Annotated in this window: 9 protein-coding genes; 6 read left to right on the forward strand and 3 right to left on the reverse strand. The window is 66.3% G+C overall.

The window, feature by feature from the left end; genetic code table 11:
• Positions 1-231 precede the first annotated feature (231 nt).
• Positions 232-2,988, reverse strand: coding sequence for a TonB-dependent receptor (locus tag AC5P57_RS01520; protein ID WP_262236089.1), 2,757 nt, complete (start codon positions 2,986-2,988; stop codon positions 232-234).
• 251 nt (positions 2,989-3,239) lie between these two features.
• A complete protein-coding gene (locus AC5P57_RS01525) occupies positions 3,240-5,291 on the reverse strand; it encodes a glycoside hydrolase family 97 protein (protein WP_262236090.1) in 2,052 nt (683 codons plus the stop codon).
• A 237-nt stretch (positions 5,292-5,528) separates the two neighbouring features.
• On the opposite strand from AC5P57_RS01525, the gene AC5P57_RS01530 reads away from it, so the two are divergent.
• The 6 genes from AC5P57_RS01530 (at position 5,529) to AC5P57_RS01555 (ending at position 12,346) form a co-directional block, all read left to right on the forward strand.
• Positions 5,529-7,721, forward strand: coding sequence for a glucosidase family protein (locus AC5P57_RS01530; protein ID WP_262236092.1), 2,193 nt, complete (start codon positions 5,529-5,531; stop codon positions 7,719-7,721).
• Positions 7,718-9,205 carry an MFS transporter gene (locus tag AC5P57_RS01535; RefSeq protein ID WP_099553053.1) on the forward strand — a complete coding sequence of 496 codons (1,488 nt, stop codon included), beginning with the start codon at positions 7,718-7,720 and terminating at the stop codon, positions 9,203-9,205. Before AC5P57_RS01530 ends, AC5P57_RS01535 begins: the two co-directional genes overlap by 4 nt.
• Positions 9,205-10,920 (forward strand): alpha-amylase family glycosyl hydrolase, encoded by a 1,716-nt coding sequence (locus AC5P57_RS01540; protein ID WP_262236093.1) that lies wholly within the window; start codon positions 9,205-9,207, stop codon positions 10,918-10,920. The genes AC5P57_RS01535 and AC5P57_RS01540 overlap by 1 nt, the downstream gene beginning before the upstream one ends.
• Before the next feature lie 129 nt (positions 10,921-11,049).
• Positions 11,050-11,436, forward strand: a complete 387-nt coding sequence (locus AC5P57_RS01545) for an SseB family protein (RefSeq protein WP_049462191.1) — start codon at positions 11,050-11,052, stop codon at positions 11,434-11,436.
• Positions 11,437-11,576: 140 nt separating this feature from the next.
• A complete protein-coding gene (locus tag AC5P57_RS01550) occupies positions 11,577-12,041 on the forward strand; it encodes a GNAT family N-acetyltransferase (protein ID WP_262236095.1) in 465 nt (154 codons plus the stop codon).
• Positions 12,038-12,346 carry a hypothetical protein gene (locus AC5P57_RS01555; protein ID WP_126928492.1) on the forward strand — a complete coding sequence of 103 codons (309 nt, stop codon included), beginning with the start codon at positions 12,038-12,040 and terminating at the stop codon, positions 12,344-12,346. Before AC5P57_RS01550 ends, AC5P57_RS01555 begins: the two co-directional genes overlap by 4 nt.
• Here AC5P57_RS01555 and AC5P57_RS01560 read toward each other — a convergent pair.
• Entirely contained in the window at positions 12,336-12,716 is a 381-nt protein-coding gene (locus AC5P57_RS01560; RefSeq protein WP_262236096.1) for a hypothetical protein, read from the reverse strand. The two genes, AC5P57_RS01555 and AC5P57_RS01560, sit on opposite strands and share 11 nt — an antisense overlap.
• Positions 12,717-12,884 lie beyond the last annotated feature (168 nt).

The raw sequence follows: 12,884 nt of genomic DNA on the forward strand, positions 1-12,884 counted from the left end.
CTTTTTTGTGGGTGCGGTTGGTGAAAGGCATCCACGCGTGGTGTGGATCTAGCGGGGATGGCGCTTATCCACGCCATGCGTGGATGGACTTTGCCGACCCCTGGCCGGCATTCGCGCAAAAGAAAACCCGCTGCCTGCGCAGCGGGTTTCCGGTCCTGCTCCCTGTTTTCTGTTGCCGGCCAGCGGCCGGCACTACCGAGTCCGGGGCGCCGGGCAGGGCCCGGCGCGACCTCAGAACTTGTAGTTCACGCCCAGCATGTAGGTGCGGCCCCACTCGATGTACTCCAGCGGGCGGTCCTTGCTGCCGGCGTAGGTGCGGTACGGCTCGTTGGTCAGGTTGCTGCCCTGCAGCAGCAGGGTCAGGCCCCGCAGGGCGCTGCTGTCGCTGAAGGTGTAGCTGACCTGCGCATCGGTCACGTTTTCGCCGACGACATAGCGCAGGCTGCGGTTGCCGTTGAAATTGCCGATCTCACCGATGAAGTCCGAACGCCGGCGCTGGCTCACGCGTGCTTCAAATCCGCTGCGCTCGTAATAGGCGGTGAAGTTGTACACGCGCTTGGACAGGCCCGGCAGGCTGATCGGGTCACTGCCCACGCTGGAGGCGCTCTCCGGATCCAGGATGGTGATGTCGCTCTTGTTGAAGGTCGCGCTGGCCTGCACGCCGAAGCCGCGCAGATTGTCGGTCAGCATGTCCAGCGGGAACGACGCGGTCAGTTCCAGGCCCTTCAGCGTGCCGCCCTTGCCGTTCTGCGGAGCGGAGAAGGTGCCGGTGGTCAGCACCGGCGCCGTCATGCCCGGCGGCGGCACGTAGCTGCCCAGCAGCGCGGTGAAGTCGTAGTTGTCCACCGACTGGGTGTAGACGTAGCTCTTCAGGTCCTTGTAGAAGATCGCGGCGGCCACATAGGCCTTCTCGCCGAAGTACTTCTCATAGGAGAGGTCCAGCGCGGTGGCACGCCACGGGTCCAGCAGCGGATTACCGCCGCTGCCGCCAGGGCGGCCGGTGCCGGTGTCCACGCCGAACTCCAGGCCGGCGCGCATCTGGTCCACGCGCGGGCGTGCGACCTGCTTGGCGGCGGCGAAGCGCAGCGTCTGCTGGTGCGGGAACATGAAGGCCAGGTTCAAGCTCGGCAGCCAGTCGTTGTACGTGCGGCCAGCGGAGTAGGGCTGGATGTTGCTGCCGGCCGGCTGCGAGCTGTCCCAGTAGCGCGAATCCGAGCTCTGGTCGGTGTGCTGCATCTGCACGCCGATGTTGCCGCGCACGCCGACCACGCCGATGTCGGTGTTGATGTTCAGGCGCGCCCAGGCGGTGGTGATCTTTTCCTGCACCGTCCACGACTTGGGAATCAGGTAGTCCAGGTTGTCGACCGGGTTGAAGGTCATGTAGCGACCCACCGCGGCCGGCACGTTCCAGGCCGGGATGGTGCCGAGGCCGGCGAAGCTCAGGTCCACCGGGCGGTACTGCAGGTCCGAGGCGATGTTGGCGTCGCCCTGCGCGCCGAGCAGGATGTTGCCTTCGGACTGGGTCTTCACCTTGCGGCGGTCGGCGTAGTTCACGCCGATGTCGATGTCCGGCGCCCACGAGGCGATGGCATCGGGCAGGGCGATGGTGGCGGCCAGCTTGCCACCCTTCAGGCGGTCCTCCACCTTCGGCACCTTGCCGTAGCCGGAACCGTAGATGGTGTTGGTCAGGAACAACGCGCCGGGGTTGGAATAGTCCAGCCCCGGGCTGATCTGCGAGAAACCATCCTGGCGGATCGTCACGCCGACCGTATCCAGCTGCGGCATCGGGGTCAGCTGCAGGTTGTTTTCCAGGTTCAGCTCATCGCGGGTGGCCTTGGAGTAGTTCAGGTCGGCGACCAGCTTGACGCCACTGAAGTTGAATTCGTTGTTCCAGCCGAACGCGTCGATCTTGTCCTTGCGCTTGTTGTACATGCCGCGTACCAGCGGGTACACGCCGCTGGCGGTGCCGCCGGTGAATGATCCATTGGCGTTGATCTGCGGGTTGCTGACCAGCAGGCCGGGTGTGTAATTGCCGTTGTAGTTGCTCAGGTTGAGCTCGAACTGGTTGGCGGTGTCGATCTGCTCGGCTTCGGTGTGGAACGCATCGAAGGTGCTGGTCCAGCTGTTGTTCGGCCGGAACTGGATCGTGGCCATCACGCCGTCGCGCTTGTTGTTGCCGGTGCGGCGCAGCGCCTTGATGCCATCGGAGAAGTAGGTGCCGGCTGCAACGCCCGGGCGGTTGCCCTTGTCGGTGTGCTCGGTGGTCCACGGCTCATACAGGCCGACCTGGTTCTCCTGGATCGGCATGTCGCTGTGCGCGTAGCCGATGGCGATGCCCAGGGTCTTGTCCAGGAACTGGTCGATATAGCTGGCGCTGAAGCGGTTGCCGTACGGATCGACGTTGGCGGCGCGACCGAGCGAGCTCTTCTGGTACCGGCCGCTGACCGCGATCACGCGTTCGCCGAAGCTGAGCGGGCGTGCCGTCTGCATGTCGATGGTGCCCGACAGGCCCTGGCCGACCAGCGCCGCATCCGGGGTCTTGTACACGGTCACGCCGTTGACCAGCTCGGACGGATACTGGTCGAACTCGACGCCGCGGTTGTCACCGGTGCTGACCACTTCGCGGCCATTGAGCAGGGTGGTGGCGAAGTCCGGCGACAGGCCGCGCACGCTGATCACCTGCGCACGGCCCGCCACGCGCTGCGCGGCCAGGCCGGGCAGGCGCGAGATCGACTCGGCGATGCTGACGTCGGGCAGCTTGCCGATGTCTTCGGCGGAGATCGCCTCGACCACCGAGGTGGCGTCCTGCTTGACCGCGATCGCGCTCTCGATGCCGCGGCGGATGCCGGTGACCTGCACCGTGTCCAGGTTGGTGGCGGCGGTGCCGGCCGGCGTGGTGGTGCTCTGCGTGGACTGTGCCGACGCCAGCGTCGGCGCCAGTACAACGGCCAGCGCGAGACTCAGCGGACTGCGCTTGTGGTTCAACATTTTCCCCTCCCAGGCAATGTTGCAGATCGATTCGTGAGCGTCCCGGCCGGGCCGAGGACGTGCGACGCGGTGGCCGCTGTCGTCGCCGCTATGGTAGGCAGCGCGTTCTTCGCGGGAATCACCCTGCATACGTATTCAATGGTGTTTGCAGGGATGTAATCGCTTTCAGATCCTGCTTGCGGTAGTGCCGGCCGCTGGCCGGCAATCGCGTTCACCGGGTTGCCGGCCAGCGGCTGGCACTACCGGGGCATTCACAGCGGCGTGAAGCGAATGGCCTGCCCACCGCCCGGTGCCAGCACCAGCGTCACTGCATCGGCACTGGTCACCTCGCGGGTTTCGCGTGCGAACGCGAACGGGTTGCTGCGGAAATCAGCGCCTTCACCATCACGGTAGATCTCGGCGCGATAGCGCACGCCTGGCTCCAGGAAGCCCAGCGACACCGGCAGCACGCGGCCGTGTTCATCCGTGATGCTGCCGAGGAACCAGTCGCGGCTGTTGCGGTCGCGGCGCACGATGGTCACGTAGTCGCCCACTTCGCCATCGAGCACGCGGCTCTGCTCCCAGTCCACCGCCACGTCTTCGATGAAGCGGAACGCCTCGCGATGCTGCAGGTAGTGCTCGGGCAGGTCGGCGGCCATCTGGATCGGGCTGTACAGCACCACGTACAGCGCCAGTTGGCGGGCCAACGTGCTGGGGATGGCCTGGCCGTGGCGGCCCTTCAGGCTGAGGATGCCGGGGGTGTAATCCATCGGCCCGGCCAGCATGCGGGTGAACACCAGGTTGACCTCATGTTCCGGCGGGTTCGGTGGCTGGCCCCAGGCGTTGTACTCCATGCCACGCGCACCTTCGCGCGAGATCCAGTTGGGATAGGTGCGGCGCAGGCCGGTGTCCTTGATCGGCTCATGCGGGTTCACCGACAGGTGCCGGCGCGCGGCTTCCTGCACCACCTTCAGATGGTGGCGGGCCATGAACTGCCCGTCGTGCCACTCGCGCCACAGCGGGCCCCCCGTGGGATTGCGGCGGTCGACCTGGCCGTCGTCGCAGACATAGCCGGTCTTGAACTGGTCTACGCCCAGCCGTGCGTACAGGTCCAGCGCAGCGCCCAGCTGATCCTCGTAGTGTTCGATGGCGCAGCCGGTTTCATGGTGGCCGATGAGGTGAACACCCTTCTTCAGGCCATACGCCGACAGTGCTTCAATGTCGAAATCGGACGTGGCACGGGTGAAATCGAAGTCGTAGCCATTGCCTACCCACATGCCGTCCCAGCCCGGATTCCAGCCTTCCACCAGCACACCACGGAAGCCGTGCGCGGCGGCGAAGTCGATCACCTTCTTCGTCCTGGCGGTGGTGGCCGCATGCTTCGGTCCGGTCGCCCAGCTCTCGTTGTCCAGGTGCATCGACCACCACACGCCCACGTACTTGGCTGGTTTCACCCAGCTCACATCGCCCAGCGCATTGGGCTCGTTGAGGTTGAGGATCAGGTCCGATTCGACCAGGCCACCGGCACGGTCTGCGATCTGCAGCGTGCGCCAGGGCGTGGCGAAGGGTAGGGCACGGCGCACCTTCCAGCCTTCGGCCGAGGGTGACAGCTGCGCGCGCAGGCGTTGTCCCTCGGTTCGCCGCAGCCACATGCCGGCGTAGTCCACCAACGCGGCCTCGTGGATCGCCACGTGCAGGCCATCACGGCTGCGCAGGGTCATCGGCGTATGCACCAGCGGCACCTCGCGAAGCGGCGTGCGCTGGTACAGGTATTCGTAGTGGATCGGCTCACCGGCGGGAATCCACCAGGCGGTTGATTCGGGCGCGATGGCGAACTCGGTCAGTTCGTCATCGATGATGGCCTCGCGCAGGTTCGGCTGCTGAGGGAATACATAGCGGAAGCCCAGGCCATCGTCGTAAACGCGGAACACCACATCCAGCCGGCGCCTGCTGCCGGTGGTCCCGGCCAGCTGCACGGTCATCTCGTTGAAGTGGTTGCGGGTGAGCCGGCGCTCGCCCCAGGGCTGTTCCCAGGTGTCATCGACGCTGCGCTGCTGGTGGCCGAGCAGGGCGAAATCGCGGTCCAGGCGGCCATCGCGCAGTTCGAAGCCCAGCTTCGAATCGGCCACCACGGGCTCGCCGAAACGCTCGACGCGGTAGCGGGCGGTGCCGCCGTCCAGCACCAGGCTGACCTTGAGCACCTTGCCGGGTGATTCGACGCTGACGACCTGTGGCGCGGCCTGTGCCAGCGTGGTCAATCCCAGCAGGGCCACGCCGAGCATGTGCGCGAACAGTGCGCGTACAACCGTGTGTGACATCGGCATTTCCCCTCCCAAGGCGCCGTTGGCAGACCCGGACCATAAGCCAGCGCAGCAGGCGCGCTACCGCGTGGCGCCATGAATACGTATGCAGCTGGACGCAGCCGACAGCCCCGCGTCTACCATGGGGCCAAGGCACCTTGAGGGAGGGGCCGCGCCCGCCCGCCGGCAACGGCGGTGCGGACCTACAACGCGTGCAGAGAGGGAGGGAGGCCGACGGGCGCAAGCCGGTCCGCCGCTTCGATGCTGAAGATCATTTGCCTGACCGCTGCCCTGGGGGCAGCGCTGGGATCGACCGCGCAGGCGGCCGACCTGCAATTCGACGGCCGCCATGCGCGTGCCGAAGCCGCTGCCAACGGCAGCTACCTGCTGCATGCGCCGAAGGGTGAGGTGCGCATCGCGCCCATGCCGATGCGCAGCCAGACAGGTAGCGTGATGTTCGACGCGTTGTTCGCGCTGGCCCAGCAGGAGATGGACCAGGATCGCGTGGATGCGATCCGCGATCCTGCGTTCGACGAAGGCCGGCCGGTGCCATGCGAGTGCTTCCAGACAGGCGCGCGCTGGCCCTATGTGTGGACCCGCGATGTCAGCTTCGCCGCCGATCTGGCGCTGGCGCGGCTGGACCCGGAGCGCACCCGGCAGTCGCTGCAGTTCAAGCTGTCGGCGGCGCGCGATGGCCAAACGCCCGGCCTGTTCGTGGCGCAGGACACCGGTTCCGGCGGCAGCTGGCCGATCAGCAGCGACCGCGTGGTGTGGTTCCTCGCTGCACGCCAGCTGCTGGATGATCCGGCGTTTGCCGATCAGGTCTGGCAGGCGCTGCAGGGCACGCTGGCGCAGGACCGCGCGATGGTGTTCGACACGCAGATGGGCCTGTACCGGGGGGAAACCTCGTTCCTGGACTGGCGCGAGCAGACCTATCCTGACTGGACCCGCGAGGATGTGCGCTTCATTGGTGATTCCTACGCATTGTCCACCAACGTGCTGCACTACCAGGCATTGCGCCTGGCCGAACGCCTGGCCGGCCAGCACGGCGACGCCCGCGCGGCCGAGTACAAGGCGTGGGCCGATGCGTTGGCGCAGCAGATCGATGCGCGCTTCTGGCGCGGGGATATCGGCCAGTACATGAGCTACATCGGCGAAGCCGCACACCCGGTACCGTACGCCAAGGTCGATCTGCTGGGCCTGTCGTTGGGAATCCTGGCCGACGTGCTGCCGCCCGAGCGTGCGCGCCGAGCGCTGGCGGCGTACCCGATGGGGCCGGCTGGCAGCCCGGTGGTCTGGCCGCAGGAAGCGCAGCAGCCGATCTACCACAACCGCGCGATCTGGCCGTTCGTCAGCGCCTACTCGCTGCGTGCAGCGCGGCAGCTGGATGATGCGCCGCGCATCGCGGCCGAGATCCGCTCGCTGATGCAGGGTGCCGCGCTGGCCGGCTCCAACATGGAGAACTACGAGCTGGTCAGCCAGGCCGTGCATGTCGAGGAAGGCGCGCTGAGCGGCCCAGTGGTCAATTCCGAACGCCAGCTGTGGTCGGTGGCCGGCTATCTGTCGATGGTGGTCGAAGGCGTGTTCGGCGTGCAGGACGATGGCCGCGTGCAGCCCAAGCTGCCGGCGGTGCTGGTGCCGGAGCTGTTCGGCACGCAGCGCAGCATCAGCCTGGAAGTCGCTGGCAAGCGCTACGTGCTGGAGCGCCCGCAGAACGTGGGCGACGGCCTGCTGCTGGCCGGCAGGACCACCACGCGCGGCACGACCACCACGGTGCAGCTGGTCGCTGCACCGGCAGCAACTGGTTTCACCGCCACGACGGCGGATGCCAACGCGCGTGCGCCGGCCACGCCGGTGGCGCCGCAGCCCCTGCGCAAGGGCGCGGGCTGGGACGTCCAGGTCGCCGCGCATCACGTGCTGTGGCAGGACGGCAAGACGGTCACCGCCAGCAACGGCGTGGCGCACATCAGCGACGATGGCCTGCAGCACTGCCTCAGCCTGACCCATCGCCAAGGCATGCTGGAATCACTGCACAGTCCGACGGTCTGTGTCGGACCGGAGCAGCTGCTGAAGGGGGAGCAGCACTGGCAGTTCACCTCGGCCAACGCCGGACACGTAAGGCTGCGGTTGCAGTACGCCAACCCGAACGGCCCGATCAACACCGGCGTCACCGCTGCGGTGAAGCAGCTGGCGCTGCAGTGTCCCGGCCAGCCGCTGCAACGGCACACGGTTGCCTTGCCGCACAGCGTGGGCTTGCAGGAATCGACCTCCGCAACGTTCGCGGTGCCCAAGGGCCGCTGTACGGTCACGCTTGAAGAGGGCTTCAACATGAGCGCGCTTGAACACTTCGCGCACTACACCGGTGGCAAGGGCGGCCGTGAGGGCGTGCTCAACCAGGCGCAGGTGCAGGCGCTGAAGGTGGCACCGGTGGCGATGGAAGAGGGCGCACGATGAATCGTCCCGCCAAACCGCAGCTGTCGTTCTGGCAGATCTGGAACATGTGTTTCGGCTTCCTTGGCATCCAGTTCGGTTTCGCGCTGCAGAACGCCAATGCCAGCCGCATCTTCGAGACGCTGGGCGCGGACATTGATGCGGTGCCAGGGCTGTGGATCGCCGCACCGCTCACCGGCCTGCTGGTGCAGCCGGTGATCGGCTACCTGTCCGACCGCACCTGGACGCGCTGGGGCCGCCGCCGTCCGTTCTTCATGATCGGTGCCGTGCTGACCACGCTGGCGCTGCTGGTGATGCCGAACTCGCCGACGCTGTGGATCGCCGCCGGCACGCTGTGGGTGCTGGACGCTTCAATCAACGTATCGATGGAACCGTTCCGTGCCTTCGTCGGTGACCAGCTGGCGCCACGCCAGCGACCCACCGGCTATGCGATGCAGAGCTTCTTCATCGGCGTGGGCGCGATCGTCGCCAGCTTCCTGCCGTTCATCCTCGCCCACTTCGGCGTGGCCAATACGGCCGCCGCCGGTGAAGTGCCGGACACCGTGCGCTACGCGTTCTACTTCGGCGCGGTGGTGCTGCTGGCAGCGATCACCTGGACGGTGGTGAGCACCCGCGAGTACTCGCCGGCGCAGCTGGCCGCATTCGACGATGCCGAGCCACCGGCGCACCATGCCGCGCGCGTGATCAGCGGACCGGCACCGTGGACGCAGGTGGCGTTGTGGCTGGGATTGGGTGTGCTGCTGGCCCTGCTGATCGCCTGGCGCCAGGGTGACAGGATGCTGTACGTGCTGGCGGGGCTGTGTGCGGGCTACGGCCTGCTGCTGGCCGTGGCCCGCGCACTGCCTGCCACCCATATGCTGGCCGCCATCGTCGGCGACCTGCGCGCGATGCCGGTCACCATGCGCCGCCTGGCGTGGGTGCAGTTCTTCTCGTGGTTCGCGCTGTTCGCCATGTGGATCTACACCACCGCTGCGGTGGCCGGTACCCACTTCGGTTCGACCGATCCACAGTCGGCCGCCTACAACGAAGGTGCCAACTGGGTGGGCGTGCTGTTTGGCGCCTACAACGGCTTCGCTGCGCTGGCGGCGGTGCTGATTCCGCCGATGGTGCGTGCGATCGGCCTGCGCTGGAGCCATCTGGTCAACCTGTGGCTGGGCGGCGCCGGCCTGGTCTCGCTGATGTTCATCCGCGACCCGCACTGGCTGCTGCTGTCGATGGTGGGTGTGGGCTTTGCCTGGGCCTCGATCCTGTCGCTGCCGTATGCACTGCTGTCCGACAGCGTGCCGGCGTCGAAGATGGGCGTGTACATGGGCATCTTCAATTTCTTCATCGTGATCCCGCAGCTGGTCGCGGCCAGTGCGCTCGGCTTTGCCCTGCGCGCCTGGCTGGGCGGTCAGCCGATGCATGTGCTGGTACTGGGCGGCTGCAGCCTGTTCATTGCCGGCCTGTGCGTGCTGCGGGTTCCGTCCCGACCGGAGGTGGTGTGATGCGTGCTGCGTTGGCTGTTGCTGTTTCCCTTGCCCTGTTCGCCGGCCAGGCCGCGGCCGCGCCGCGCCCGGACTACGTCGGCACCACCGAGCCGTTCGCCAGTGATGCGGTGTACTTCGTGGTCACCGACCGCTTCGTCAATGGTGATCCGTCCAACGACCATCGTGACCAGGGGGGCGCGCACCGCACCTTCGATATTCCGGTGCCATGCCCGGACAAGGTGGACGGCAACATCGGGTACCTCGGCGGTGACTTCCGTGGCGTGCTCGACAATGCGCAGTACATCCGCAACCTGGGGTTCGGTGCCGTGTGGATCACCCCCATCGTCGACAACCCGGATGAAGCCTTCACCGGCAGCAAGCCGATCAGCTGCACCAGCACGCTGACCGACCGTGGCAAGACCGGCTACCACGGGTACTGGGGCATCAACTTCTACAAACTCGATGAACACCTGCCCAGCAAGGACCTGGACTTCGCCGGGCTGACCAAGGGCCTGCACGGTGCTGGCTTGAAGGTGGTGCTGGACATCGTCGGCAACCACGGTTCGCCGGCCTGGACCATGCCGACACGGCAGCCGCAGTTCGGGCAGATCTTCGACAAGGACGGAAAGCTGATCGCCGACCACCAGAACCTGCCGCCGCAGAAACTGGATCCGAAGCACAACCCGCTGCACGCGTTCTACAACAACATCGGTCCGGTCGACAGCAAGGATGGCTCGATCTTCGATGGCAACCTGGCTGAGCTGTCCGACTTCAATCAGGACAATCCGGCGGTGATGGACTACCTGGTCGGTGCCTACCTGCAATGGACCGCGCAGGGCGTGGATGCGCTGCGCATCGACACCATCGGCTGGCTGCCGCATCCGTGGTGGCATGCCTTCGTCAAGCGCATCCGCGCCGAGCACCCGGGCATGTTCATGTTTGGCGAAGCTTTCGACTACAACGCGGCGACCATTGCCGAGCACACCTGGCCGGCCAACGCCAATGTCAGTGTGCTCGACTTCCCGCTGCGCGGCGCACTGGAGCAGACCTTCGGCACCGCCGGCAAGGGCTTCGAGACCCTGGCCGAGCCGCTGCACCTGAGCGGGGGGCCGTACGCCAACCCGTATGAGCTGATGAGCTTCTACGACAACCACGACATGCCGCGCCTGCAGGCCAGCGACAACGGCTTCATCGATGCGCACAACTGGCTGTTCACCGCGCGCGGCATTCCGGTGGTCTATTACGGCTCGGAGACCGGTTTCATGCGTGGCCGTGCCGAGCATGCCGGCAACCGTGCGTACTTCGGCCAGCCGCGTGTGGATGCGGCACCGCAGAGCCCGATCTTCGCGCCGCTGCAGCGTATCGCCAGGCTGCGCGAAGCCACCCCGGCGCTGCAGCGCGGCCTGCAGGTGAATGAGCGCCTGCAGGGCGATGAGGCGGTGTTCTTCCGCGTGCTGCAGCATGGCGAGGTGGCGCAGACCGCGCTGGTGCTGCTGAACAAGGGCGATGCCGCCCGTACCTTCCAGGTAGACCGCTACCTGCAGGCCGGCACCTGGCGTGACGTGCTGGGCGGCGGCACGGTGAAGGTCAAGCGCCAGCTGAAGGCTGACGTGCCGGCGCATGGGGTGAAGGTCTATGTGCTGGACGCGGCGGTGCAGCAGCCGGCGCTGCAGGCCGAACTGGACAAGGCCATGGCCGACCAGCAGGCGCGGGACCAGCGTCTGAAGCGCTGAGAGGCCCGGGCCGGGCGGTTGTAGAGCCGAGCCCACGCTCGGCTGCGCTTCGACGGAGCGTAGATGGCGGCAGCCGAGCGTGGGCTCGGCTCTACAATAGGTCCCCCCTACCTCCCTGTCGCAGCCGCCATGACCGACCTTGCCCCGCAGACCCCGATCGAAACCCTGCTCAAGGCCGCCATGGATGGAGCAGTGCCGATCCGCGCCTTCATGGAGGCCTTCGTTGCCTCTGAGGTGGTGCTGCTGACCGGCAGCCTGGTCACCCCCGACGGCAGCGGCTTCGACCCGCTGCTGTTCGACAAGCAGGGCACCCTGCATGTGGCGGTGTTCACCGATCCGTCGCGGGTGGGCATCTACAGCCAGCAGGCCGAACACCAGATCCGCTGGTTGATGCTGGACGTGCTGCGCCGCGTGCCGGGTGGCTACGGCGTGGTGATCAACCCGGGTACTTCGCTGGGCTTTGAGATCTCGCCGAGCGGCGTGGGCGAGATCCTGAAGGACTTCGCGCAGGGCTGATTGTCATGTAGAGCCGAGCCTATGCTCGGCTGCCTTTCGCGCAATGCCGGATCAGTCGAGCACGGCTCGACGCTACAGAAGGCTTCCCTTCGGGCTTCGTACGTGATCCCCTTGGATGACGTCGGGATCGAGGCTTGGCTATGGAATTCAGGGTACTACCCAGCGACGCACCGGAGCGGCAGCAATTGGCCCAGTGGTACCACGCGGAATGGGGCCAGGACGCCGGCCTGACACTGGAACAGGAACTGCAGCGGCTCAATCCGCCGCAGGATGCCGAAGGCTTCCCGCACCTGATCGCCGCATTCGATGACGGTCAGGTGGTTGGCGCAGTCCAGCTCAAGCGCCGGGAAATGCAGGCGTTCCCACAGTACGAACATTGGCTGGGCAGCGTGTTCGTGGCCGACAGCCATCGCGGGCGTGGGCTGGCTGGCGCGCTGGTCGGGCAGGCAGCGGCGCAGGCGGTGAGGATGGGGGTTTCCGACCTGTACCTGCAGACCGAAGCGTTGGATGGAGGCCTGTACGCGCGGCTGGGCTGGAAGCCGCTGCAGGAAGCCGACAACCGAAGCTATCGCGTGCTGGTGATGGTGCGCAGGTTGGCCGCATGAACGCATCCACATCGCGCCATTCCCGCTCCGCCCTGATCTTCCTGATCGCGGCGATCGTTGCCGCGCTAGTGTCCATGCCCCTGCTGCGCGCGGTGGGCATGGTGCTGTGGCCGGTGTTCGTCATTGCCTGGCTGATCAACCTGGGCGCGGCCTGGCATCTGGCCCAGTGGGCGCGCCAGCAGGGCCGTTCAGCGTGGGCATTCGGGTTGCCGGCGGCGCTCGGCACCGTCGCCTCGATCGTGGTCTTCGTGCTGCTGGCGTTGCTGGGGCCGAAGGCCAGGCCTCAGCCGGAAATCACCGGCTGAGTACTTCGTTCCACTCGTTCCACAGGACACCGTCCACGGCGGTGAGCAATGTCTGCTGGACCTCGATCAGCGTGTTCATCTCATCCAGCGCCGCCTCCAGGTCGGTGATTGAGATCTCGAATCTGGCCATGCACTGGCTCATGGCATGTACGTGTTCGGTGCCATGCGCCAGCTCGATGGCTTCCTGGAGGACATGGGGCGCGTCGTTGAGAGAAAGTCCCAGACTAACGTCTTCATCGCCCGTAATGAGAACGCTGTTCTCACCCAGCTCCAATTCGAGCTCAAGACCACAGTCGGCCAATACCTCGGCTGCCCAGTTCAGTGATGCGGAAATTCCGCGTGCGTCGAAGTAGATATGGCTGGATGTCATCGCGGCTTCTCGAAGGTTTACGGAGAGTATCGCTTGCCTTCAAGTGGATCTTGGCGGTGCCACCCGCATCTCTGGCCAATCAGGTCTCTAAATGACGCAATTGGGCGTGGCATGTCGTTTCTGTCTGCAGTAGTGGTGCCAGCCATTTGACTGGCACCACCGCATACC

It is taken from the genome of Stenotrophomonas sp. YJH_SMC_79, from assembly GCF_059367995.1.

Excerpts from the sequence above, each read along its gene's own strand:
- AC5P57_RS01520 (WP_262236089.1), bottom strand. The coding sequence starts at position 2,988 with ATGTTGAACCACAAGCGCAGTCCGCTGAGTCTCGCGCTGGCCGTTGTA.
- AC5P57_RS01525 (WP_262236090.1), bottom strand. The coding sequence starts at position 5,291 with ATGCCGATGTCACACACGGTTGTACGCGCACTGTTCGCGCACATGCTC.
- AC5P57_RS01530 (WP_262236092.1), top strand. The coding sequence starts at position 5,529 with ATGCTGAAGATCATTTGCCTGACCGCTGCCCTGGGGGCAGCGCTGGGA.
- AC5P57_RS01535 (WP_099553053.1), top strand. The coding sequence starts at position 7,718 with ATGAATCGTCCCGCCAAACCGCAGCTGTCGTTCTGGCAGATCTGGAAC.
- AC5P57_RS01540 (WP_262236093.1), top strand. The coding sequence starts at position 9,205 with ATGCGTGCTGCGTTGGCTGTTGCTGTTTCCCTTGCCCTGTTCGCCGGC.
- AC5P57_RS01545 (WP_049462191.1), top strand. The coding sequence starts at position 11,050 with ATGACCGACCTTGCCCCGCAGACCCCGATCGAAACCCTGCTCAAGGCC.
- AC5P57_RS01550 (WP_262236095.1), top strand. The coding sequence starts at position 11,577 with ATGGAATTCAGGGTACTACCCAGCGACGCACCGGAGCGGCAGCAATTG.
- AC5P57_RS01555 (WP_126928492.1), top strand. The coding sequence starts at position 12,038 with ATGAACGCATCCACATCGCGCCATTCCCGCTCCGCCCTGATCTTCCTG.
- AC5P57_RS01560 (WP_262236096.1), bottom strand. The coding sequence starts at position 12,716 with ATGACATCCAGCCATATCTACTTCGACGCACGCGGAATTTCCGCATCA.